Below are 24388 nucleotides of genomic sequence, written 5' to 3' on the forward strand. Positions count from 1 at the left end.
AGCTTGAATTTAAGTTTGCAAAGGTAGAGCCTTTAAATATCTTTTAAAGAAATGACCTTAAATAATTCTCTTTCTACTTCTTTAATTGCGGTGTATTGGAGATAGATTCCAGTCCGTATTTATCCACAAGATAAACCAGGGAAGCCATCGTTGCCGCACCCAATTCCAGTTCTCTTTTATTCACCGCATCAAAAGTATCATTCGCTGCATGATGATAATCGAAATAGCGTTGAGAATCCGGTCTCAATCCAGCAAGCACCGTATCGCCACCTTCAAGCGGACCAATATCAGCTCCACCACTACCCTTTTCAAAATAATGAATCAGGTATGGTTCGAAAAGTGATTTCCAGGACAGAACTTTATTGAATTGAGAATCGCTCGCGTTAAAAGTAAATCCTCTTGGAGTAAATCCTCCCGAATCACTTTCAAGTGCAAATACATGATCTTCCTTTTTTTCCTTTGCAACCTCAGCATATTTATTTCCACCACGAAGACCATTTTCTTCATTCATGAACAATACAACACGTAGGGTTTTTTTAGGTTGATACCCGGTTTCTTTCAGTAATCTAAGGACTTCCATAGATTGCACCACTCCTGCGCCGTCATCATGAGCACCATCTCCAAGATCCCATGAATCAAGATGACCACCTACTACCATGATCTCATTTGGAGTTTCAGAACCAGTAATTTCACCAATTACATTATACGACTGCACATCTGGAAAGTTCTTGCAATTCATTTTAAAATAGACCTGCAGGTCCTTCTGAATCTTTAGCATACTGCTTAAATATGCGGCATCGTTGGTAGAAATTGCCGCTGCCGGTATCTTCTGGTCTTCTGTTAACTCACCATAACTCATAGAACCAGTATGTGGCAAATCGTCCATTCGAAGGTTCATAGATCGCACGATAACGCCAACGGCTCCATATTTTGCTGCTTCTTCTGCGCCAGAATAACGTTGATCCACACAACCACCATAAGCTTCAAACGTAAGTATATGATCTGCTCGCATAGGTCGGTTATAGAAAACAACCTTTCCTTTTATCTGTTTCTCACCGTATTCCTTTAATTGCTCCAATCCCTGTACTTCTATCACCTGTGCTTTCGTACCACCTTCAGCAGTAGCAATGGAACCTCCCAGAGCCGTAATATTCACATTACGAGTATCGCCCGGACCGGTTTGTACATATGCAAATTCCCGTTCTCCGCGAGTCCACTTTGGAACCATCACCGGTTGCAACCAGACTTTGTCCAGACCTAGATTCTCCAGTTCCTTTTTGGTGTATTCCACCGCCTGTTCAGCATTGAAAGAACCTGATAAACGACCGCCTATTTGATTCGAAAGATGATCAAGCCACTCATAGCTTTTTCCATTTAGCAGCGACATATCGTAGATCTTCCTGATATTTAGAGAATCTGAAGATTGAGCGATCATTGCTGAATGAATTCCGAAGAAGGACAGCGCCAGGGTACAAAGTAATTTTTTCATCAATTGGGATTTGGTCGCAAATTAAAAGAATTTAAAGAGTTCAAAAACTGAAGCTGCTATTTTTCAGCATTTAATTCTTCTTTGTATTGATCTAAATTTTCAAGTATTTCCGGGGCAAGTTCCGGTTCCTGCACTTCCTTATATTTTGAAAGTTCGTCTTTCAGGATCTTTGCAACCAGGTATCTTGCCGTTGGTTTGTTGTCGGCCGGGATGATGTACCACGGAGCATTTTCAGTAGAAGTCTTATTGATTGCTGCTTCATAACAATCCTGATATTTGTCCCAGAGTTTTCTTTCCTTGAGATCACCCGGAGAAAATTTCCAGTTCTTGCTGGGTTTATTAAGCCTTCTCAATAATCGGTTACGTTGCTCATCCTTCGAAAGGTGCAGGAAAAATTTAAAAATGATCGTTCCATTTTGAGCAATATGATCCTCAAAATTTCGGATCTGTTCGAAACGCTGATCCCAGAAGTTTTCATCTATATTTTCAACGCTGTTGATGCCAGGAATATTTTCATTCATGATATACCCGGGATGCACTCTAGTGACAAGCACATTTTCGTAATGAGTTCTATTGAATACGCCGAATTTACCACGCTCAGGCAAAGCGATATAATGACGCCACAAATAGTCATGCTTTAGCTCCTTGTGAGAAGGTGTTTTAAAACTGTGCACCACTACTCCCCTACTATTAAAATCTTTAAAAACCTCCCTGATCAAACTGTCCTTTCCCGCAGTATCCATTCCCTGCAGGCAAACCAGCACGCTATATTTATGGTGCGCATAAAGTACATCCTGCCAGTCGCCAAGCTTTTTGCGTACATCTTTAAGTTCGTCTTTAATTTTATCTTCTGAAGCGCCCATCTCAATCTTTGTAGGCTTCTCTTTCAATTTAATACTACCGGTTACTTTGAGCTGGGTATGGTCTATTTTCTTCATAAGATTATTAAATGAACCACTAAAGATACAATCTTTATAAAAGTTAATTTTTTTATCTTCGCCACAAATTCATTCGGCTTGGACAAATTAGAGAGAAAAGATATCATCGATAAGGTCACAACACTTTTAAAAGAGATCCCTTCTTCTATGGATGTCGTTAAAAATGATGAAAACCGTGACAAGAGATTCAGGTATCTCGCTACGCATATGGTAGAAAAGGCAATTGAGAAAGATGCACTTATCGTTTCTGAAAATCGCCAGGGTATCGCCATTCTTTTCAAAACCAGTAAGAAAGACAATAATATCTGGAAGGATCTATGGTCTCAACTCAAGCTGGTTGCTAATGTAACCGGAGTGAAAAATGCGCTCGACATTCTAAAGACTCAGAAGTATATTAAGAATCAACGTCCTCAGGAAGGTGAATATCTATACTGCTGGTTCTGGGGAATTTTGAAAGAATACCGAGGTGCAGATACGCAGGTAGGAAAGGAAATGAAGGACGTTTTCTTTAGAACTGCACATGATACAGGTCTGGAATTATATGCAGAAACCCGCGGTAGAACGAATGCTATCGTTTACCAACGGGTTGGCTTTGATCTTTTTCATGAATGGGACCATCCAAGTGGAGACACCATGTATTTCCTTAAATACGATCCTAAAAAGCCTAGAAATAAAAGACCTTAGAACCTGCTTCCGAAGAGCTCCACATCTTCCCTGGTAATTTCCTTACCACCAAGAATAATAAGCCTTTCAACTACATTTCTGAGTTCTCGTACGTTTCCACGCCATTCACTTTGCTTTAGCATTTCGATAGCTTCTGAAGTGAATTCTTTCTTATTAGTTCCCTGTTCTGTAGCGATCTTTTCACTAAAATGTTCTACCAGAAGCGGAATATCGTCTTTTCTATTCTTTAAAGCGGGAACTTCAATGAGGATCACGGCAAGACGATGGTAAAGATCTTCTCTGAAATTATTTTCCTCGATCTCTTTCTTAAGATCTTTGTTGGTTGCCGCAACTACCCTTACATCTACCTTGATATCCTTGTCACTTCCAACCCTTGAAATTCTACTTTCCTGCAGCGCTCTTAATACTTTTGCCTGAGCAGACATGCTCATATCCCCGATCTCATCCAGGAATATAGTTCCTTTATTAGCCGCTTCAAATTTCCCGGCTCTATCTTTATTTGCTGATGTAAAAGCTCCTTTTACATGTCCGAATAATTCACTTTCGATCAATTCTGAAGGGATCGCCGCACAGTTTACCTCGATCATAGGACCTTTAGAGCGATCACTCTTCTGGTGCAACCAGTGCGCAACAAGTTCCTTTCCTGTTCCATTTGGACCGGTAATAAGAACCCTCGCATCGGTATGAGCCACCTTTTCAATCATGCCTTTGATCCTGCTGATCTCTTCAGAATCACCGATCATTTCATAATTCTTACCCACCTTTTTCTTAAGGCGGGTATTTTCCACAACCAGTTCCTTGCGATCAAGTGCATTTCGAACAGTATTCAGTAATCTATTAAGATCCGGTGGTTTTGAAATATAGTCAAAAGCTCCAGCCTTCATGGTATTTACAGCGGTATCAAGATCACCATGTCCAGAGATCATTACAACTGGAATTTCTGGCTTGATCTTTTTAGTCGCTTCAAGTACTTCCACACCATCCATTTTCGGCATTTTGATGTCACAAAGGATCAGGTCAAAATCTTCATTTTTCACCAGTTCCATTCCGGCAAGTCCGTCTTCAGCTTCAGTAACATGATAATCCATGCTTTCTTCACTCAGTATTTTGTTCAGCACACGTCTTATGCTTGCTTCGTCTTCTATCAGTAAAATTTTTGCCATTAGAATATTGTAAATTTTATTCCGCTTCTCGCGTAAAATGTATTTGTTTCATTGATCGTATACAGATCCTCTCGATCTGCATCACGCAACCTTATATCATTCAATAACGTATGTCCGCCATAAATATAAAGCTTCAGATGGTCGGTAATACTATATTGATAACCCAAACCACTCAGCAATATTGTCATGGAGATACTTTCTGCTTTTGGTCTATCATTAAAAACTAAAGGCTGAGTGTCAATATTTCTTTGAATATTCGCGAAAAATCCATCCAGTGTAACAAAGGCCTGTAATTCGCTGTTTTCGCTAAAATGATATTTCATATTGGTCTTCGGAATTCCGACCGTATAAGACCAGTTTTCAGCCCATTTTCTATAGTAGCTCACGATAGGCAATGGAAAAGGAAATCCTGTAGTTGTACTATAACGTAACCCAAGAATAAGTCTCCACGGAATTTCTACCTCTTCCTTATCTCTTATTTTCACAAAGAATACAGAACCAGTATAGATGAGATCATCCTGAAGAATGGTATTTTCAGAAAAATTTGAAGCTATCTTCAATCCTCCTTCGGCACCAAATCTCCAGTCGTTCCCAAATTTAAAAGTATATCCCAAAGAACCGGTGAAAGACTGAAACCGGTCAAGGTCTGTTGTTTGAAATCCTGTGGGATCTTCAAATTTAAAATTTACGTTCCTGTATTCTAAACTCGGCACCAGGTAAGCGCCATCTTTTTTCAAAGCAATGGGATAAGCTACCTGTGCTCTAAACCTTCGGAAGGAGTTATCTGAATTTTTCTGCGGAAAATAAGTGTATTCGATCCTGGCAAGATCTGCTGTCTGGGCATTCAGAAATGAAAAACCCAGTAAACATAATATGACTATCCAGGACTTATACATCATTCTCAATGGGTTGATTATTAGGAATCTTATTCCCTGGCGGATAAAACATATGTACATCTCGCTGCGGGAATGGAATCGTGATATTATTCAATCTGAACTTATCGTTGATCTTAAATCTTAATTCACTCTTCACCTTAGGGTCTACAAAACTATCAGACACATAAAAATGTAACGCAAACATTAAAGCAGAATCTCCAAAATCTTCAAAAAGCACGAATGGCTCTGGCTTCTTCAAAATACCTTTCTGCTCCTTTGCGCATTCCAGAAGGATCGTTCTAACCTTCTCAACATCGCTTCCATATGCAACGCCTACTTTAACCGATTCCCGGGTAGTTTTATGGTTCTGTGTATAGTTGTATACTGTATCACTTATAAATTTATGGTTTGGGATGATCATTACTTTATCATCTCTCGTAAGCGCCCTGGTAGTTCTAAGCTTAATTTCAAAAACCCGAGCCACCCGGCCATCCATCTCTATAATATCCCCAACCAGAAGTGATTTATCAAGAATGATAAAGATTCCACCAATTACATCCTGAAAAAGTTCCTGTAATGCCAGACCAAGTCCAACAAATAAAGCGGCAGAAGCTGTTAGTAAGATTGTTACATCTACACCCGTGGAACTTAAAGTGATTAGGATCACCGTAAGATATACGAAGTATTTGATGAATTTGAAGACGCTAATAAACTTCAGCTTGTCTTCGTCCATCAACTTTGAGGTGATAAAAGATCGAATTAATCGTAATGCCACGCTGGTCAATAGAAAGGACAGGATGACAATAATGACCATTCCAACGGTGATCTTTACATCATCGCCTCCAATCTGGTAACTGAATCCCGCATTCCAGAAATCCTGGATCAAACCCCAGATATCTTCCTCAATTACTTCTGTAACTTTTTCTTTAGTAGATTGATCTTCCTGCATTCTAATACTTAAGCCACTTATACAATTCTTTATAGCTTGGTTTTTTCCCGTACATCAAAATTCCCACACGGTAAATTTTTGCCGATAACCAAAGTACTGCGAAATTGGTTCCAATTAAAATAATGATGGAAATTAAGATTTCATACCACGGCACCCCAAACGGAATACGCATGAGCATTACAATAGGTGATGTGAAAGGTATGAATGAAAATATGGTAGATACGGTCCCGTGCGGATTTTCCACTACGGAAAAGAAACCTACATAGATCCCTAAAATTAATGGAAGTATAACCGGAAACATAAATTGTTGCGTATCGGTTTCACTATCTACCGCGGCTCCAATCGCTGCATAAACCGAACTATACAGAAAATATCCACCAATAAAGTAGATCACGAAGAAACTAAGCAAGCTGGCATACGGCAACTTCAGAATATCGATCACAAGCTGATTGATCTTTGGATTCCCAGCATTTTCCATCGCCACAGTCGCTGGGGTTTGTGCTGCCATTGGATCAATACCAAGGAAAGTGGACAATCCTATGAGAAGGACACTTCCCAAGATCACCCATACTACGAATTGGGTTAGTCCCGCAAGACTGGTTCCCAGAACCTTCCCCAGTAATAATTGAAAGGGTTTTACTGAAGAAACAATGATCTCTATGATCCTGTTCGTCTTCTCCTCGATCACACTTCGCATGACCATATTACCATAGATTATGATGAACATCATAAGCAGGTAACCGGCTGCACCACCAAAGAACATCTTGATATAATTAGACATTTTCGAGCTTTTCTCTCCCGAGAAATTCTGGATATCCACGCTAACATCAGCTCTCGCTTTATCTATTTCTGAAACATCTATCCCTTTATCAATAAGCTGTTTACGGGTTAGTTTATCTGAAATGGTTTTCTCTATATTCTCTATAGTTCCAAAACCTGGTGTCTCTTTTCCGAAGAATTCAATCGTATCTGGTTTGCCGCTAATAGAATTGAGGGCAGAGATATGGATGAGTCCGAAATATTCATTTTCCAGCACCTGAGTCCTGGCAAGCTGAAGATCTTTTTCTGATAGATCCAGATATTGAACCTGCTCTCCATCTTTAAATTCTTCCGCAAAAATTCCTGTATCATCATGAATACCAATGATCTTTTGATCGGTACTATTGAGCATACTCAAATAAGCGATCAACATGATCATACCTACAAAGATGAGCGGACTCAAAAATGTCATCACGATAAAGGTCTTGTTGCGTACCCGGGCAAGATATTCTCTACTAATGATCAACTTTAAATTACGCATTCTGAGTCACAGTTTTAATGAAAATATCGTTTACTGAAGGAATCACCTCCACAAAATGGTTCACCTTCGCCCGGCTGAGTAAATATCTAAGCAACTCATTAGAATCGTCTTTATCACCAACTTTGATGGTCAGCTTAAGATCATCCTGAATACTCTTGTACTTAGCCGGTCCAACTTCAAATTTTGACTGCAGGTCTGCATACAAAGCATTTTTATCTGCCGTTTCCAAACCAATTTCGAAAGTGTTTGAAGTATATGCTTTTTTGATCTCGTTGATTGGACCATCCAGTAATTTATTCGATTTATGGATTAGTGCTATATAATCGCAAAGCTCTTCCACGCTTTCCATACGATGAGTAGAGAATAAAATAGTAGCTCCTTCTTCTCTTAATTGCAATATCTCGTCCTTGATAAGATTCGCGTTCACCGGATCGAATCCACTAAAGGGTTCGTCAAAAATCAGAAGCTTTGGCCGGTGTAGAACGGTGATCACAAATTGTACTTTCTGAGCCATTCCCTTAGACAGTTCCTGGATCTTTTTATCCCACCATTCCTCTATCTCCAGCTTCTCGAACCAGTATTTAAGTCGCTCTTTAGCTTCAGCTTTACTCAATCCTTTTAATCTTGCCAGGTATAGTGCCTGTTCTCCAACTTTCATGGATTTATAAAGTCCCCTTTCTTCCGGTAGGTAGCCAATATGGGCGATATCATCTGGGTGTAATGGTTTGCCATCAAGATATACCTTACCTTCATCTGGCATGGTGATCTGGTTGATTATCCTTAGAAATGTAGTTTTTCCTGCACCATTGGGACCTAAAAGCCCAAAAATACTTCCACGCGGGATACTTAGAGAAACATCGTTGAGAGCTGTAAATTTTCCGAAGCGCTTGTAGACATTCTCGGCAACCAAAAGATTATCCATAGAGTTCTTTATATTCTGTTAAAGATATAGAAATAGCAACAGAGAAAAAGTCGATTATAAAGATTTTATTATTCAAAAAAGTCCCTAAAAACAAAACCCACCCTCAATAAATTAAGGATGGGAAAAAAATTGCTATGAAAAAGAAAAATTATCGCTAAAAGACTTAGCGATAATCAAATATATAAAAATTTTCTTAAAATTGGATTTTATGAAAACATATCTTTTACTTTTTCAAAAAATGACTTGTCACTTTTCTCTGGATTCGGCTGGAAGTTATCGTCATTAGCCATTCTCTCGAAAAATTCTTTCTGTTCTTTATTTAAGGTTTTTGGAGTCCATACATTTACATGAACTAGCAAATCTCCTTTTCCGTAGCCATTAATGCTACTAATACCCTTTCCACGAAGACGTAATATCTTTCCAGACTGCACTCCTTCTTCAATCTTGATACGAACTTTTCCAGTTACCGTATCAATTTCTTTTGAAGTACCAAGAGCAGCTTCAGAATAACTTATATAAAGGTCATAATGAAGATTGTCTCCTTCACGTTGTAAGCTTGGGTGTTCCTTCTCTTCGATCGCAACTAGCAGATCTCCAGGAATTCCGTTACCCGGAGCATCATTTCCTTTTGAAGAAACCTTTAACTGCATCCCATCTTCAACTCCTGCTGGAATCTTAATAGAAACAGTTTCTTCCTTCATAATTAGTCCCTGTGCATCTGCGCCATCGGGTTTCTTATCAATGATCTGTCCTGACCCACCACATGTAGTACATGGAGAAGCAGTTTGCATTCTACCAAGTATGGTATTAGTAACTCTAGTCACCTGACCAGACCCATTACAGGTAGTACAGGTTTTATAAGTAGTCCCAGAAGCCTGAATTTTACGCTTTACTTTGATCTTCTTTTCGCAACCGTTGGCAATCTCTTCCAGGTTAAGACTCACACGAATTCTAAGGTTACTCCCTTTTGCACGTCGCTGTCCTCCACCAAAGCCGCCGCCGAAACCGGAGAAACCTCCGCCTCCGCCAAAGCCACCGCCAAAGATGTCACCAAACTGGCTGAATATGTCATCCATATTCATACCTCCGCTGCCACCGCCGAAGCCGCCGCCATCAAAGGCCTGATGACCAAAACGATCATATTTAGCACGTTTTTCCTGATTTCCTAATACCTCATAGGCTTCAGCAGATTTTTTAAACATCTCTTCAGCTGAGGAGTCACCAGGATTCTTATCCGGGTGATACTTCAAAGCCAGTTTTCTATATGCTTTCTTGATCTCTGCTGCTGAAGCGTCTTTACTTACGCCTAATATTTCGTAATAATCTTCTTTCATACTGTGTTTTTACAATTCTGTAAAAGCGTTTTTATTTTCCTGTAACCACTTTTGGATACCTGATAATTCTTTCTCCAAGCTTGTAACCTGGCTCAACCACGTCTACGATCTTACCTTTAAGATCTTCTGATGGCGCTGGGATTTGTGTAATAGCTTCGTGAATTTCAGAATCAAAATCACTCCCCTGCTCCACGTCCATTCTTTCAAGACCTTTAGCTTTTAGAGTTTCGCGAAGCTTATTATGAATCAACTCAACTCCTTTTAAAAGGTTCTCGTCACCAGACTTATTGATCTCGTTCATCGCCCTGTCAAAATCGTCCATTACCGGCAGCATAGCTGTCATTACTTCCTGATTGGCAGTTTTGAACAATTCAAGACGTTCCTTGGAAGTTCTACGCTTATAATTTTCAAATTCTGCAAAAAGTCTCAGGAATTTATCCTTTTCCTTTTGAAGGTCTTCTATCATGCGCTCTTCTTCAGTAAGTTCGTTATCGCTTACTGTTTCTTCTGCTTCGGTATCATCACCGGCCTGGTCTACCTCATTTATTGCTTCATCCATCGCGTCCTCAACCTGGTCTTTCACTCTTTTATCTTCGTCTTTGATGTTATCTTCTTTTCGGCTCATTTTATAAAAAATTTACTTTCTGCTGCAATTGGGTCAAATTCGTTGCCAATTAAGACGAAATGTCAAAATGTCACAGAAATTATTTAATAAAACTTTAAGAAGCCCGGTTTGATTTTCAATTTACTTTTGCGCGGAATATAAAAAACTTTAACAATGAAAAAATTATTACTGAATGCATTTGTAGTAGCTAGTCTTGGACTTGGTTTTACAGCATGTAAAAATAACAATAACGAAGCTGAAACTGCTGATGCTAAAGATGCGGCAACTGCTGAAGCTGAAGCAATGGAATACAAAGTAGATACTACTGCTTCAACTATCGAATGGCAGGGTTCTAAACCAACTGGAAATCACACAGGAACTATTGCTGTGAAAGAAGGTACATTTATGGCTACAGACTCTACGATCCAGAGTGGAACTTTCGTGATTGACATGCAATCTATCGAAGTTACAGATCTTGAAGGTGAAGAAAAGTCCAATCTTGAGGCTCACCTGATGGGAACTGTAGAAGGAAAAGAAGGAGACTTCTTTAATGTTCAGGAATATCCTGAAGCTACTTTTGAAGTTACTGGAATCACTGAAGAAGAAGGTACTACAATGCTACAAGGGAATCTTACAATGAAAGAAGTTACTAAGAACATTAGTTTTCCTGTAACAATTAGCAAGAATAATGATACTTACACTATCAGCAGTAAAGATTTTAGCATTGATCGTACAAAATGGAACGTGAACTATGGCTCTAAATCTGTATTCGAAGGTCTTGGAGACCAATTCATCAACGATGAAATTCAGTTAACGATCAATCTTGAAGCTAAGAAAGCTTAATTAAAAAGATCGAATCATAAAAAAAGGCTGCCATCTGGCAGCCTTTTTTGTTTTAAACAAGATCTTCCAAAGCTTTGGAAAGATTGGAATATTTAAATTTGTATCCATGTTCTTCGATCTTCTTACAACTTACCAGCTGACTGGAAAGTACGATCTGCGACATTTCGCCTAGCATGGTTTTAAGTACGAATTTAGGAACATTTGGAAGCCATAACGGTTTATTTAGCTGATCTGCCAGTTGCTTGGTCATTTCTTTATTGGTTACCGGATTTGGAGCAACCGCATTATAAACTCCTGTAAGCTCTCTTTCTATCGCGTGAAGAAATATACCGGCAAGGTCATCAAGATGTATCCAGCTCTGCCATTGTTTTCCACTTCCTAAGGGGGCACCAACATTCATTTCTATAGGTTTCCTAACCTTTTCAAGCATTCCACCTTTTTCTGAAAGTACAAGCCCAACACGAATCTTAGCTACGTCTATTCCTAGGTTACTAAACCTATCTGCCGCTGCTTCCCATTTCTTCACTACAGTACCAACAAAATTATCTGCAAGAACTTCGTCATCCTCAAAATATAATTTTTCCAGGGAGTCTGGATATTTCCCAATAGCGCTGGCAGAAATAAAATTTTCTACCTGATGTTCGTTGTTCTTTAAGGTATCATATAGTAATGCCGCAGTTTCGGTCCTGCTCTTAATAATTGTCTCCTTATATTCTGAAGTCCATTTTTCCGCTATACTGGCACCTGCAAGATGAATGATAGTGGTAACACCATCAATGCATTCTTTTTCTATTTCTTCAGACTTTGGATCCCAGTAAAAACCTTTGTAATCTTCCCTTTTCTCGATCTTTGATTTACTGGTGGTTAGATAATGTACCATCATGCCACTCTCTCTGCATAAATCGCTCAACCTGGAACCAATCATTCCAGTAGCTCCTGTAATAAGTACTTTCATCTTTTTTTTTGAAGAAATATACAACAGACTAAAGGCAGGTGTAGCAAAATTCTACAGGTTTAACGAGAATGCAGTTATAGTTTAACAGCTCTTAACATTTCACGCTTCCCCGGAGGTCCTGGTAATTTCTCTACCTGAAAACCAGCGGAAATCATAGCTCTACGAACACTCCCTTTTGCAGCATATGTTACAAGGACGCCATTAGATTTTAGAGCTTTGTACATAGAATTGAAAATATCCTCTCCCCACAACTCTGGTTGAACTCTTGCGCCAAAAGCGTCAAAATACACGAGGTCAAACTGGTTCGTCATATCGAGTTCCTGAAATGTTAGTTTATTCTTCAGTAAAGAAAATTTCTCGGTGATTGCAGCTGAAATTTCCCAGGGAATGGAATGTAGGTTTTTGAATTGGTCTTCAGCTGAAGAAGCATCGGCCGCCTCTGGATAATTTAGCATTTCAATTTCTGAAGTAATTACAGGATATGCTTCTACTCCTGTATAATTTATCTCAATATCATTACGATTGGATTCTAAAAGAGTTAGAAAAGCATTAAGACCGGTTCCAAAACCAATCTCAAGAATTTCCAGTGGTCTCTTTGAATTTGATTCCAACCAGTGATGTAATCCCATTTTAAGAAAAACGTGCCGGGCTTCCTGAATAGCACCATGTTTGGAGTGGTATTGTTCATCCCATTCCGGTAAATGTATGGTCACGGAACCATCGCTGGTTTTAATGATCTTTCTTTCCAAATTATTTTTTTATTAAAACACCATCAGCTGTAAAACCAAATTTTTTCACAGGTTCGCGAATCTCCATTACCTCATGGATAGATTTGCCAGCATCCTCAGCGTAATGACGTTGCTCTTCTACACTTGTTTCTTCAATAAATGCCTTACCTCGAACAATCACATCTTTACCCATAGCATCCTTTGGAACAAAGAAGCCATAATTTTCAAATTTCACCATTACATCATCCACTCCGGGTAACTCCAGAACCATCCAGCAGCCTTTACTCTGACAGACACTATTAATTTTGGTATCAAATTTCACATTGATAGTATCTCCCTCTCGCAAACTTTCATATTTTTCCAGCATAACTGATGAGGAGAAAGTGCCTTTAGGACTAATTTCCTGGCCATATGATTCATAATTAGCTTCAACATTATCTTCTAATACAGCTTCAGCTTCATCATTATCTTTTTTTCGGTCACAGGATAAAAGACAAAAAAGAGCAAGAATAAATGCAAATTTTTTCATGATTATATATCTAAACAAAGGTTAGTCTTCAAATTTACCAAAACTTTAGATTTTCGTTCTGCTAATATTTCGGTAAATTTGCGCAATAATACACCAACTACTAAACACCAACTAATGATAGAGATACAAAAGACTACCGAATCTAAAATAGACAAGACTAATTTTGATGATCTAGCTTTCGGACAGGTTTTCTCAGATCATATGATGGAATGTGATTATAAAAATGGTGCGTGGCAAAAACCTATTATCAGACCTTATGGACCTTTGTCTTTAGAGCCTTCAGCGCGTGTTTTTCATTATGGACAGGCTGTATTCGAGGGAATGAAGGCTTATAAGGATAAAGATGACCGTATCTGGCTTTTTAGACCAGAGCAAAATTTTGAGAGGATCAATAAATCCAGTGCGCGAATGGCAATTCCTGAGTTTCCGAAGGAATATTTCTTTGAGGCGCTGGAAGAACTATTGAAGTTAGATAAAGACTGGATCAAGAAAGGTTTTGGAAATAGTTTATATCTAAGACCGTTCGTGATCGCTACCGAGGCAAGTGTTTCAGCTTCCGCAGCAAAAGAATATAAATTTATGATCATTTGTTCTCCGGCACAGGCATATTACAGCGGAGAAGTGAGAGTGAAATTTTCAGAAAAATATAGTAGAGCTGCAGATGGTGGAGTTGGATTCGCTAAGGCTGCAGGTAATTACGGAGCACAGTTCTACCCTACCAATCTTGCAAAGGAAGAAGGTTTCCAGCAGATCATCTGGACCGATGCCAATTCTCATGAATATCTTGAAGAGGCCGGTACAATGAACATTTTCTTTAGAATTGGAAATAAGCTGGTAACTGCACCAACAAACGACCGGATTCTTGATGGGGTGACCAGAAAGAGTGTTCTAAAACTTGCGGAAGAAAACAATATTGAAGTAGAAGTACGTAGAGTTAGCGTTCAGGAGATAGTTGAAGCTGCCAGAAAAGGAGAATTAAAAGAAATGTTTGGATCTGGAACGGCAACTGTGATTAATCCTATTGCTGGCTTCGGCTATAAAGAAGAAAAGTTTGAACTACCAAAAATGGATGATTCTTATGCTAGTTTTTTCAAGGATACACTTATGAAAATTCAGTATAACGAAGCTGAAGATCTTTACAACTGGACTTACGAGGTAAAATAAGATTCCTCTAAACAGTAATGATATACGATCCCGGAAGTTTTCTTTCGGGATTTTCATTTTTCTAGGATCTTACCTATCTCAGGTTTAAAGTAATTACCTCCTTTCAGGACCTTTCCATCCTCTCTATAAACTGGCTCACCGTTTTCATCCAGTTTACTCATATTACTTCGCTGGATCTCTTCAAAAACTTCTTCGATCTTATGCTGCATACCATGTTCGAGAATTGTACCACACAATATATAGAGCATATCTCCTAAAGCATCTGCGACCTCAACAAGATTTCCGCTATTGGCTGCCCCCAGATATTCCTCGTTCTCTTCCTTCATTAGATGATAACGCAACAGGTTCTTTGCCTTTCCAAGATTGGCCTCTGGCTTCTGTTTGACGCCAAGACCAAATGCAGAATGAAACTCTTCCACAGCAGCAATAGCTTTCTTCATGATTAGAATGTTTAAAAAGTTTAACTTTGCTGAAAAATTAACTAAATGTTTTCTACCGGACAACTTATATTCGCTGCCTTTTTTGTGGTAGCATTTATCATCGTTATGATCATTAGTTACCGAAAGGATCTGAAACTGCATAAAAAATACTACAAAGGAAGTCTGATGGTACTACTAGCCTTCATCGCTTTTATTGTCATTTTATTCATAATTAAGACACAGCTGAATCATTGATTCTTGCAACCACTCCAAAATAATTATATTAGTCCCCAATAATCCCAGTCATCATGAAAATTCTTAAATACCTGTTTTTCCTACTATTAATCATATTTATTGGAGCGTCCATTTATATCGCAACCAAGGATGGAAGTTACCAGGTACAGGAACAGCGCAAGATCGCAGGTCCACAGGAAGTTCTTTATGATGAGGTTAATGACCTTACTACCTGGAAAGAATGGGAACCATGGTCGAATGGTGCTGAAGACATGATCATCAACTACGGTGATAAGACCATTGGCGAGGGTGCGAATTACGAATGGAGTAGTGAAGAAATGGGTGATGGTACGCTAGTGACTACGAAGGCTAACCCTCATGGTAGCATTGAGCAACAAGTTACCTTCAAGACAACTTTTGGAGAAAGCACCAGTGATATCTCCTGGTCTTTTGAAAAACAAAATGACAGTATCTTAACTATCTGGACTTTAAAAGGTGATCAAACTTTTCTTGAAAAAGCAGCATTTTTGTTTGAAGATGAAAGTATGACTCAGCGATTACAGCCGGTATTCAAACAGGGATTGGATAATCTCGAAGAGCAGATAAGAAAGGAGATCGAAAGTTATACGATCAATGTGGACGGAGTGACACAACACGGTGGAGGTTATTATCTCTATATCACTACTGCGAGCCGACTTTCCCAAATTGCGGGTAAAATGGAGGATATGACAAACGACGTAAGCAACTTCATGAACTCTAATAATATTGAAATGACCGGCAAACCTTTTATTCTCTTCAATGAAAGAAATGAAGATAGAGGGACCGCCATCTATTCAGCAGCCTATTTTACTCCGAGTGAAGTGATCACTCCACAGGATAGCCAGGTTCTGAACGATTTTATACCGAATCAAAAAACATTAAAAACCACCTTAAAAGGTGATTATGAATATTTACAGGAAGCCTGGGATTCGGCTTACCAGTATATTCAGGAGAATGACCTGGTAGTTATGGAAGATGCAGAGTTCTTCCAGGTGCATGTTACCGGACCAAAGGACAATGCCAATCCAGCCGAATGGATCACTCATTTGTACATTCCACTGGGAGAAAAAGAAATAACATTAGATGATTAAAAACCTGCTACTCGTTTTTCTTGGAGGTGGTTTAGGATCCAGTCTGCGATATTTAGTAAGCAAGTATTTAAATGACGGCGGTGTTATTCCCCAGGGAACTCTAGTAGTTAATGTTCTAGGGAGTTTTTTGCTAGGGCTTGCCCTTGGATGGCTTATTAAGCAGGATATGCTTAATCATCCATTAAACTTTCTTATAGCAATTGGTTTTTGTGGTGGCTTCACCACCTTCAGCACCTTTTCATTTGAAAATTTCAACATGATAAAATCTGGTGATTATATTTCATTCTCTATATACTTTCTAGGTAGTATCATTCTAGGAATTATCGCCATATTCCTCGGAATTATCCTTGCCAGACTTTTTTAAGCGATTTTCAGATACATATATTTCGATTTTAAACTTTTTATTTAAACACCCCTAAATTTATAGGGGTGTTTTTTATTTATATCGTAAAAGTTGGTAGACGACCCGTATTTTAACAGGGCCTGTTAAAGTTTTTAATAACTTTAAACCTCTCTTAATCAACATTTATGAAAAAAATTGAAGCAATTATTCGCAAGTCTGAGTTTGACAAGACCAAAGCAGCCCTGCACTCAATTGGAGTTACGTTTTTTAGCTACTGGGATGTTACCGGAGTTGGTAATGAAAAGGTAGGTCATGTTTATCGAGGTGTATCATACAGCACCGCAGATATTCAACGAAGATACCTGTCCATCGTGGTTACAGACAGTTTCATGGACAAAACCATAGAAACATTAATGGAAGCTGCATATACCGGCAGTGTGGGAGATGGAAAGATCTTCGTATCCACAATAGATGAAGCCTACCGAATAAGAACCAAGGAAAAAGGTTCAGAATCACTCAAGTAAAAACTACAATCTCAACAGTAATTTATTATGGAAGGAATATTAACTATCAATAATGTATGGATGATGATCTGTACGGCACTGGTTTTCTTTATGCACATGGGTTTTGCCCTTTTAGAGATAGGTCTTACCAGGCAGAAGAATACGATCAACATATTATTTAAGAACCTATTTATCATCACTGTAGGCCTCTTATTATATTGCCTGCTTGGATTCAATTTGATGTATCCGGGAGAATTCAATGGATATTTTGGTTTTGCAGGCTTTGGACTGGATAGTCCTGTTGCCAATGGTAGCCTCGATCTGGCATACAGTGAAGGCTATACATACTGGACAGATTTCCTATTCCAGGGAATGTTTGCAGCCACCGCAGCAACTATTGTTTCTGGTGCAGTAGCCGAAAGGATCAAATTAAACAGTTTTATGATCTTTGTAATTTTCTATGTAGGAATTGTATATCCAATAGCCGGGTCCTGGAAATGGGGTGGCGGATTCCTTGATGAAATGGGATTCTACGATTTCGCTGGTTCAACTCTTGTTCACTCAGTTGGTGGATGGGCAGCTCTGGTTGCAATTTATCTTTTAGGAGCAAGAATTGGAAAATTCAAAGATGGTAAGATTGGAGCTTTTCCTGGCCATTCCATGCCTTTTGCCACTGCAGGAGTTTTAATCTTATGGTTAGGATGGTTTGGATTTAATGGAGGTTCAGTGCTTTCTGCAGATCCAGAACTAACCTCTTTGACCCTGGTAACAACCTGTCTTGCAGCAGCAGCAGGTGGAGTAGCATCTTTTATATTCTCCAGCATTCTTTATAAGAACTACGATATTACTATGTTTCTAAATGGTATTCTGGGTGGACTGGTAGGAATCACTGCCGGTGCAGATCAGATGTCCCCAACAGATGCAATTCTTATTGGTGCGATCGCAGGTGTCATTATTGTAATGGGAGTTGCGCTTATTGACAAATTGAAACTGGACGATCCTGTAGGTGCCGTAGCCGTTCATTTGATCTGCGGAATATGGGGAACCCTTGCCGTTGGTATCTTCGGAAATATGGCGGGAATAGATCAATTCATCACCCAGCTTATTGGTGTGGGGGCTTATGCCGCCTTCTGTATTGTGACCTCATTTATAATATTCTATATACTGAAGCTTACTCTTGGACTAAGAGTTTCAGCAAAAGAAGAAACTGAAGGCTTGGATATTCATGAACATGGAATGGATGCCTATCCAGATTTCGGACTGAATCAAAAATAACAGCTAAAAATAGAAACGGAGCGTTCCTCCAAACGCTCCGCTATATAATTGCTAAACTTTAAAATACATTAAGTAATACCGTCGCTAAACGAATACACTAACAATGTTTTAATCTTAAAATTATGCATGCAATTACATTTTCAAAATTAATAAAAATCTTCATTGTACCATGCCTCTTATTCTTCTCATTTAGCTTACAGGCTCAGGAAGATGAAACTGAAGAAGCCTCAAAATTCAGTATCAGCGGAAGTGTTGATGCTTACTTCAGAACAAATTTTAATGGCCTTAACCAATCTGAAGAAATCGTAGGTGGTGATGCCGTAACTTTGGACCCTGCCGCTCCAGCAACATCCTTTGCCAATGATCCCGGTTTTGCCATTGGAATGGCAAATGTGATACTGGGCTATGAAAATGATAAAGTCGGCTTTGTGGCAGATCTGGTATTTGGACCCCGAGGTGAAGATGCTGTATTTCTCTCCCAGGGTTCTGCCCAAATTGTAAATCAGTTATACGCTTACTATAAAGTGAATGATGCACTAAAATTTACTTTAGGAAACTGGAACACGTATCTTGGTTACGAAGTAATATCTCCGGTAGCGAATTTTAATTATTCTACCTCTTATATGTTCTCCTACGGCCCTTTCTCCCACACTGGAATCAAAGCCGACTTTAGCTTTGACGATAACTGGACCGGAATGCTAGCCATCATGAATCCTACAGATTATACTGAATATAACCCTATCGGAAAATATAGTTTTGGAGGGCAATTGGGTTACAGTGTGGACGGTGGAAGTGCTTTTCTAAATCTTCTCTACGGTGAGCAATCACTATCAGATGACAGTCTATTTCAAATTGATCTAACTACAGGATGGGATTTAACCGACAGTTTTTACCTTGGTTTGAATACTACTTACCAGGATACCGATGGTACAGGCTTTTATGGCGCAGCAGTCTATTCGCAACTTTCACTTACAGATAATTTTGGTCTTGGCTTAAGAGCCGAGTACTTTAAAGATCTGGAAGACGGAGGTGTTGTTTATGGAGCAGACACCAGTATTACTGCTTTCACTTTGACCGGAAGTTACCAAACCGGCGGACTCATCATCAAACCTGAAGTGCGTCTGGATAGCGTCTCAGATGATTTCCCGGCATTTCTGGATCGGGACCTACAACCAAATAGTGAGTTGGCTTCCTTTCTGGTCGCTGCTATCTATGCATTCTAGTATTTAGCGAACTTTTTCACACCGGCCGGTATTGCTGTTTCCAGCTGATTCTCCATAGGAGGAATGGGACAGGAATACCGGCCGCTGTATGCGCAATAAGGATTGTATGCTCTATTAAAATCTATAGTTACCGTATTCTCTTCAGGAATTCTGAAGTCTATATATCTACCTCCATCATAAGTTGAAATTCCGTTAGTCTCATCTGTAAAGGGCAGGAACAAATAATCGAAATATTCAGGATCTGATCTCAGACTCTGATTTTGATATAGATTCAGCATAAATTCTTTTCCCTTCAGTTTGAAATAAAGCTCTCCATATTTCACATAGGTTGAAGTCCTGGAAGTGCTTGTCTGCATTTCAAAAGAAGATTCCGACGGAGTTCGAACAAATTCTGCTTCAACGATATAGGCAGTATCGATGACAAAAAATTCCAGCCCATCGAAATTTTCCAGGTCTTCCTTTTCCAGTGGAGATTCTTCGGGATCTCTAAAATTTTCATTTAACTGCACTCGATACTCTTCTGAAGCTTTTACAGCATCCGGCACCTGAGCCTGTAATAACGAGGATATGGAAAGAACAAGGATAATAACGAAATTTCTGAATGAAGACATGTGATGTATTTAATTCCCAAAATAACCAATATCTACCAGAAAAATTGAAGTAATTTTGATGCTTGACAAGTTTATGAAAAAGTTATTTGCATCCTATATCGATTCGTTCTCTGGCTTGAGAAAAGAAATCTGGTTACTGGCATTGATCACCCTGATCAATAGAGCCGGCACTATGGTTATTCCCTTTCTTTCTCTTTATCTCACCAAGAGTCAGGGATTCAGCCTGGAGCAGGTAGGATGGATACTCACATTCTTTGGACTTGGATCTGTAACTGGCTCTTTTCTGGGTGGTAAGCTCACAGATATATTTGGCCATTATAAAACCATGGCTGGTAGTTTGATTGGTAGTTCCGTATTATTCGTTCTACTGCAGTTTCCTCAGGATTTCTGGACGTTCTGCCTGGGAATTTACCTGGTCATGTCTATAGCAGATATCTTCAGACCTGCAGTATTTGTTGCGATAAGTGCTTATAGTAAACCGCAGAACAGAACAAGATCCCTAACATTGATAAGACTGGCGATAAATCTGGGCTTTTCCGCAGGACCAGCGCTGGGAGGTTTAATTATAGCTACTGCTGGTTATGATGGTCTATTCTGGGTAGACGGTATCACTTGCCTTTTCGCAGGCGTTCTATTATTGAAACTACTTCATCCTAAGCGCGCTATAGAAGAACCTGAAGAAGAGATCATCAATACCACTTCAGCATACCAGGATAAACTGTATTGGGTATTCATTGTAGCACTTATGCTGTTCGGACTTGTATTTATCCAGTATTTCTCTACGGTACCACTTTACTATTCCGAAGTGCATCAACTGAGCGAACTCGAAATCGGACTTATATTAGGACTGAATGGATTCTTTATATTCCTTTTTGAAATGCCGCTGATCAAGTACCTGGAAAACCGAAATTTAGGAACGCTGAATTATGTCATTTTTGGCGCCTTCCTAACCGCATTAAGTTTCCTGGTCATAAATCTTACCGGCTGGGTGGGAATTATAATTGTTGGGATGCTTCTGGTTACTATTGGAGAAATGATCGCATTTCCATTTTCTAACTCGTTTGCTCTTCTTAGATCTCAGGGCAAAAAACGTGGCAGTTACATGGCGCTTTACAGTATGGCCTTTTCAGTCAGCCATATTTTTGGACATAACTCAGGAATGCAATTAATCGATAATTTTGGGTACGACTTCACCTGGTACACTATGATGGGACTAGCCGTTGTATGCATTCTGCTACTTTTGCTTCTGAAGAAGTTACTGGTGAGGGAAGCAGCTTAGTATTTCGATTTTTTGAGATACTTCTGAATAATCGCATTGTATTCTTCAGAAAATTTCAAATCCAGAGTCCCATCGATGGAATACAATTTTTCATAGTCACTGTAACCGGTCTTCAGAAGATCTTCCAGATATAAAAGAGCAGTTTCAGCATCCCCGTCTAAAGAAGCCAGAGAAATAATTTTGAAATAGGCTTCAGGATCTTCCTTGTTGATCGCTGTTCTTAGAACACTTATAAATATTCTGGCATCGATTCCGGCATTGGATTTCATAATATCATCGAACTGTCGCTTGGAAAGCAAGTCCAGATAACCCTTCAACCTGTAAGCCATATCTACTTTGGCCTTTTCAGAACTATTCTGGAGTTTTTCCAGGCCATCCATCTGGTACGCCCACCAACCAATATTTTGAAAGTTTTGCGTCATCACATCTGAAGTTAACAGGTATTCGTACTCCGCCTGTTGTTCACGCTCATAAGAAACTGCCTGCTTGAAATCTCTTTTCTGAGCAGAATATCCTCTGGTACGCTTTACCTCTTTCATTCGATCCTTAACCTCTTCCTCGTAACCAAATTCTGTGTACTTTTCTTCCATTCTCTCCAGGTTCTCATACGCAGAATAGTAATTCCTTGTTCGTCTCAAACTTTCTACATAATCAAGTTCTTGCTGATATAATTTAGAAATGAGATCTTTTTCCGCCTGTCTTGATCCATCTTTGATTGCCTGGAGCGTAAAACCGGAAACCGCATTATAGATGACTGCACTGGATGGCCAGTCATTCTCTTTACCGTCAAAGTAATAGATCTCTGTTGGGAAATCTCGCTTGTCATAAAATTTAAGATAGCTTTCCATTTCATAAACCATATAATCCTGACTTCCTCCTATTCCAATAAACATATAGGGTTCCTGATCATTCACAAATTTTGGATTGACGAATGAATTATTAATGGCCAGGATCCCAGCCATATTCTTATTCATTAACGTAAGCGCTGATGCGATCTGTGCTCCTTCCGCCATACCTGCGAAATAGATTTGCTCTGGGTCTATTGCTAAAGTTCCGGTTACTACGTTCATCATAGAAACAGATGTATTAATAACACTATCCAGAGACTTCGATTTTAAATCCAGTTCCAGAGCCGCAATAATATATCCCTGATCTTCTGCAGCCGGTCGAAATAGGTTTGCGGTACTGGTCGCCCTTCCCTTTGGATCGAAGATAAATATGACTGGCCATTTTTTATCCTGAGAATATTGGGAAGGAGTGTAAATTACGAAAGTTTCACCTTGAGATCCGGGAATATTTATGCCTTTAGTAATGTTGCCTTTGGCAATTCTCATCTCCTGCCCTGTCATCAATACAGGGATTAATAGGAAGAAGATGCATGGTAGAAGTCTTTTCATAGGTGTTGGAATATCTTTAAATATAATAATTGCATCACGAATTATTCCATAAAAAAACCCGCAAGCAAAAAACTTACGGGTTGGGGTACTATTTAATGTGTTTTTATCTCCTTTTTACTGGCTGATATTTCATTTTCTGTTTCTCTGGAAAAAATAATTTCGCCATAAGAGAAATCACCAGTAGATCTGCAAAAATCAGGAACATTATTCTTATAACCTCAATTCCGGAAAATGATAATCCGGTAAATCCTACTAATCCTGTTACTGCTGCAAGAACTAAAAATAATAGTGCTTTCTTCCTCATGATACTTTTTACTTGTTTTTGTTTGATACAAATTTAAGTACGAATCCCTTTAGTTTGTCATAACAAAATTACAATTGGAATCTTTTTAACTAAGAACAGGAAATTCTCAAATCAAACTGTTAACAGAAAGAATTGAAAGCCATCATTTTAACAGTTCTTTCTGGCTCGTTTATACCTGCTGAAAATTTGAAAATCTTTATCGCGGTAGTATTGGCGCATCATCCACAACCTTAGACAGAATAATATGAGTTCTGGTTTCCCCATAGGTGATCAACTGATCAATTAGCTTCTCCAGGTGAACCTGATCTTTTAAGATCACTTCCATAATAATATTTTCATTACCAGTTATACGATAACAATTAAGCACCTCTTTGTAAGTTGGAACGGTTTCTAAAAATGCTTTTAATCTTCCAGTGAATGCGCGTAAAGTAATTACCGCCCTTAGTTGATATCCAATTTTCTGATGACTAATATTAACCTTATAAGAATTAATCACCCCGGCATCTTCCATCTTTTTCATTCTTTCAGCAACGGCCGGAGAGCTCAAGCCAACTTTTCTTCCTATCTCAGAAAATGAAGCCCTGGCATCTTTTTGTAATTCCTGCAGGATCGCCCAGTTCAATTTATCCACCATGTTTTTTAAAGTATTAGATACCTATAAATTTAAATATTAAATATAATTCCACGGTTCACATTAACTTTTAAATGCGTCTTTGATCAGTCTCTAGTAATTTAGAGGAAAATTAAAATGATGTCATCTTCTTACGATAAGTCCCGGCAGCCCAGCGAAGCTTTATATTCAAAGGCCCGGGAGATCATGAAGATTTCCAAATCTGTATCAGATTATCTTCTGCCTGATGTATCTGGTTTAAATGATCATGGGTTGGAAGATAAGAGCGTTTATTTTACCGGTGATATTATTCGATATTCGGAATCACTTTTGCCCAATATTGTGAGGGCTGAAAATGAATTTTTTCAGGAAAGTAGAAAGCATTATGTACATGCCGTAAGTCTGCTCACCGAACGTTTAAGTAAACATTGCGAACACCTTGAACTTGTAAATAGCAACGGCAAGGATTTCGTAAGGCTGCTACGGAAAGAAATTCAGAAGTTTAGAAAATTACAGCGCATCTGGCGCCTTACTTTATAAAGTTAGAATCAAAAAATCCCGGTTTCCCGGGATTTTTTATGCT

28 protein-coding genes are annotated in these 24388 nt (G+C 39.0%); 11 read left to right on the plus strand and 17 right to left on the minus strand.

The window, feature by feature from the left end; genetic code table 11:
• Positions 1 to 73 precede the first annotated feature (73 nt).
• Both ABVM50_RS00480 and ABVM50_RS00485 read right to left on the minus strand, forming a co-directional pair.
• Positions 74 to 1489: a M20/M25/M40 family metallo-hydrolase gene (locus tag ABVM50_RS00480; protein WP_405199484.1), complete on the minus strand. Its 1416-nt coding sequence runs from the start codon at positions 1487 to 1489 to the stop codon at positions 74 to 76.
• Between the two features lie 56 nt (positions 1490 to 1545).
• Positions 1546 to 2427, minus strand: coding sequence for a PPK2 family polyphosphate kinase (locus tag ABVM50_RS00485; protein ID WP_405199486.1), 882 nt, complete (start codon positions 2425 to 2427; stop codon positions 1546 to 1548).
• A 78-nt stretch (positions 2428 to 2505) separates the two neighbouring features.
• Between ABVM50_RS00485 and ABVM50_RS00490 the strand changes: the two genes are divergently transcribed.
• On the plus strand, positions 2506 to 3111 hold the full coding sequence (locus tag ABVM50_RS00490; protein WP_405199487.1) for a hypothetical protein: 606 nt from the start codon (positions 2506 to 2508) through the stop codon (positions 3109 to 3111).
• Here the strand turns inward: ABVM50_RS00490 and ABVM50_RS00495 are convergent.
• The 7 genes from ABVM50_RS00495 to ABVM50_RS00525 form a co-directional block, all read right to left on the minus strand.
• Complete coding sequence (locus tag ABVM50_RS00495; protein ID WP_405199488.1) at positions 3108 to 4274, minus strand: sigma-54-dependent transcriptional regulator; 1167 nt, start codon at positions 4272 to 4274, stop codon at positions 3108 to 3110. The genes ABVM50_RS00490 and ABVM50_RS00495 overlap by 4 nt on opposite strands.
• Entirely contained in the window at positions 4274 to 5173 is a 900-nt protein-coding gene (locus tag ABVM50_RS00500; protein ID WP_405199489.1) for a DUF6268 family outer membrane beta-barrel protein, read from the minus strand. Before ABVM50_RS00500 ends, ABVM50_RS00495 begins: the two co-directional genes overlap by 1 nt.
• A complete protein-coding gene (locus ABVM50_RS00505; RefSeq protein WP_405199490.1) occupies positions 5163 to 6098 on the minus strand; it encodes a mechanosensitive ion channel family protein in 936 nt (311 codons plus the stop codon). The genes ABVM50_RS00500 and ABVM50_RS00505 overlap by 11 nt, the downstream gene beginning before the upstream one ends.
• Position 6099: 1 nt before the next feature.
• Complete coding sequence (locus ABVM50_RS00510) at positions 6100 to 7398, minus strand: ABC transporter permease (RefSeq protein WP_405199491.1); 1299 nt, start codon at positions 7396 to 7398, stop codon at positions 6100 to 6102.
• Positions 7391 to 8320: an ABC transporter ATP-binding protein gene (locus tag ABVM50_RS00515; protein WP_405199492.1), complete on the minus strand. Its 930-nt coding sequence runs from the start codon at positions 8318 to 8320 to the stop codon at positions 7391 to 7393. Before ABVM50_RS00515 ends, ABVM50_RS00510 begins: the two co-directional genes overlap by 8 nt.
• A gap of 206 nt (positions 8321 to 8526) precedes the next feature.
• Entirely contained in the window at positions 8527 to 9654 is a 1128-nt protein-coding gene (gene dnaJ / locus ABVM50_RS00520; RefSeq protein ID WP_405199493.1) for a molecular chaperone DnaJ, read from the minus strand.
• Positions 9655 to 9685: 31 nt separating this feature from the next.
• A complete protein-coding gene (locus tag ABVM50_RS00525; protein WP_405199495.1) occupies positions 9686 to 10279 on the minus strand; it encodes a nucleotide exchange factor GrpE in 594 nt (197 codons plus the stop codon).
• A 153-nt stretch (positions 10280 to 10432) separates the two neighbouring features.
• Here ABVM50_RS00525 and ABVM50_RS00530 point away from each other — a divergent pair, with 153 nt between their 5' ends.
• On the plus strand, positions 10433 to 11101 hold the full coding sequence (locus tag ABVM50_RS00530; protein WP_298247579.1) for a YceI family protein: 669 nt from the start codon (positions 10433 to 10435) through the stop codon (positions 11099 to 11101).
• 52 nt (positions 11102 to 11153) lie between these two features.
• Here ABVM50_RS00530 and ABVM50_RS00535 read toward each other — a convergent pair whose 3' ends face one another.
• The 3 genes from ABVM50_RS00535 to ABVM50_RS00545 form a co-directional block, all read right to left on the minus strand.
• Entirely contained in the window at positions 11154 to 12056 is a 903-nt protein-coding gene (locus ABVM50_RS00535; protein ID WP_405199496.1) for a TIGR01777 family oxidoreductase, read from the minus strand.
• A gap of 74 nt (positions 12057 to 12130) precedes the next feature.
• Positions 12131 to 12805 carry a tRNA (5-methylaminomethyl-2-thiouridine)(34)-methyltransferase MnmD gene (mnmD, locus tag ABVM50_RS00540; protein WP_405199497.1) on the minus strand — a complete coding sequence of 225 codons (675 nt, stop codon included), beginning with the start codon at positions 12803 to 12805 and terminating at the stop codon, positions 12131 to 12133.
• Position 12806: 1 nt separating this feature from the next.
• Complete coding sequence (locus ABVM50_RS00545; protein ID WP_405199498.1) at positions 12807 to 13313, minus strand: DUF4920 domain-containing protein; 507 nt, start codon at positions 13311 to 13313, stop codon at positions 12807 to 12809.
• A gap of 114 nt (positions 13314 to 13427) precedes the next feature.
• Here ABVM50_RS00545 and ABVM50_RS00550 point away from each other — a divergent pair, with 114 nt between their 5' ends.
• Entirely contained in the window at positions 13428 to 14477 is a 1050-nt protein-coding gene (locus ABVM50_RS00550; RefSeq protein WP_405199499.1) for a branched-chain amino acid aminotransferase, read from the plus strand.
• Between the two features lie 53 nt (positions 14478 to 14530).
• On the opposite strand, the gene ABVM50_RS00555 is transcribed toward ABVM50_RS00550, so the two are convergent.
• Positions 14531 to 14917, minus strand: a complete 387-nt coding sequence (locus ABVM50_RS00555) for a hypothetical protein (RefSeq protein WP_405199500.1) — start codon at positions 14915 to 14917, stop codon at positions 14531 to 14533.
• Between the two features lie 45 nt (positions 14918 to 14962).
• Between ABVM50_RS00555 and ABVM50_RS00560 the strand changes: the two genes are divergently transcribed.
• The 6 genes from ABVM50_RS00560 to ABVM50_RS00585 all read left to right on the plus strand — a co-directional run bounded on the left by ABVM50_RS00560 (position 14963) and on the right by ABVM50_RS00585 (position 19604).
• Positions 14963 to 15151: a DUF3810 domain-containing protein gene (locus ABVM50_RS00560; protein WP_141878476.1), complete on the plus strand. Its 189-nt coding sequence runs from the start codon at positions 14963 to 14965 to the stop codon at positions 15149 to 15151.
• Positions 15152 to 15204: 53 nt separating this feature from the next.
• Positions 15205 to 16260, plus strand: a complete 1056-nt coding sequence (locus tag ABVM50_RS00565; protein WP_405199501.1) for a GyrI-like domain-containing protein — start codon at positions 15205 to 15207, stop codon at positions 16258 to 16260.
• Positions 16253 to 16624, plus strand: coding sequence for a fluoride efflux transporter CrcB (crcB, locus tag ABVM50_RS00570; protein ID WP_405199502.1), 372 nt, complete (start codon positions 16253 to 16255; stop codon positions 16622 to 16624). The genes ABVM50_RS00565 and crcB overlap by 8 nt, the downstream gene beginning before the upstream one ends.
• Before the next feature lie 164 nt (positions 16625 to 16788).
• Positions 16789 to 17127 (plus strand): P-II family nitrogen regulator, encoded by a 339-nt coding sequence (locus ABVM50_RS00575; RefSeq protein ID WP_141878478.1) that lies wholly within the window; start codon positions 16789 to 16791, stop codon positions 17125 to 17127.
• Positions 17128 to 17154: 27 nt separating this feature from the next.
• On the plus strand, positions 17155 to 18381 hold the full coding sequence (locus tag ABVM50_RS00580; RefSeq protein ID WP_405199503.1) for an ammonium transporter: 1227 nt from the start codon (positions 17155 to 17157) through the stop codon (positions 18379 to 18381).
• A 122-nt stretch (positions 18382 to 18503) separates the two neighbouring features.
• Positions 18504 to 19604, plus strand: coding sequence for a porin (locus ABVM50_RS00585; protein ID WP_405199504.1), 1101 nt, complete (start codon positions 18504 to 18506; stop codon positions 19602 to 19604).
• On the opposite strand, the gene ABVM50_RS00590 is transcribed toward ABVM50_RS00585, so the two are convergent.
• Positions 19601 to 20215, minus strand: a complete 615-nt coding sequence (locus tag ABVM50_RS00590) for a DUF1684 domain-containing protein (protein WP_405199505.1) — start codon at positions 20213 to 20215, stop codon at positions 19601 to 19603. The genes ABVM50_RS00585 and ABVM50_RS00590 overlap by 4 nt on opposite strands.
• A gap of 73 nt (positions 20216 to 20288) precedes the next feature.
• On the opposite strand from ABVM50_RS00590, the gene ABVM50_RS00595 reads away from it, so the two are divergent.
• Positions 20289 to 21494 (plus strand): MFS transporter, encoded by a 1206-nt coding sequence (locus tag ABVM50_RS00595; protein WP_405199506.1) that lies wholly within the window; start codon positions 20289 to 20291, stop codon positions 21492 to 21494.
• Here the strand turns inward: ABVM50_RS00595 and ABVM50_RS00600 are convergent.
• The 3 genes from ABVM50_RS00600 to ABVM50_RS00610 form a co-directional block, all read right to left on the minus strand.
• Positions 21491 to 22891: a hypothetical protein gene (locus tag ABVM50_RS00600; RefSeq protein ID WP_405199507.1), complete on the minus strand. Its 1401-nt coding sequence runs from the start codon at positions 22889 to 22891 to the stop codon at positions 21491 to 21493. The genes ABVM50_RS00595 and ABVM50_RS00600 overlap by 4 nt on opposite strands.
• Before the next feature lie 103 nt (positions 22892 to 22994).
• The gene (locus ABVM50_RS00605) at positions 22995 to 23195 is read right to left on the minus strand and encodes a DUF1328 domain-containing protein (protein ID WP_141878484.1); all 201 of its coding nucleotides are present in this window, start codon (positions 23193 to 23195) and stop codon (positions 22995 to 22997) included.
• Positions 23196 to 23391: 196 nt separating this feature from the next.
• The gene (locus ABVM50_RS00610; RefSeq protein WP_405199508.1) at positions 23392 to 23829 is read right to left on the minus strand and encodes an Lrp/AsnC family transcriptional regulator; all 438 of its coding nucleotides are present in this window, start codon (positions 23827 to 23829) and stop codon (positions 23392 to 23394) included.
• A gap of 117 nt (positions 23830 to 23946) precedes the next feature.
• On the opposite strand from ABVM50_RS00610, the gene ABVM50_RS00615 reads away from it, so the two are divergent.
• Entirely contained in the window at positions 23947 to 24345 is a 399-nt protein-coding gene (locus ABVM50_RS00615) for a hypothetical protein (RefSeq protein ID WP_405199509.1), read from the plus strand.
• Positions 24346 to 24388: the final 43 nt, after the last annotated feature.

Origin of the sequence: Christiangramia sp. LLG6405-1 (genome assembly GCF_045055805.1) — a bacterium.
Classification (GTDB): Bacteria; Bacteroidota; Bacteroidia; order Flavobacteriales; family Flavobacteriaceae; genus Christiangramia.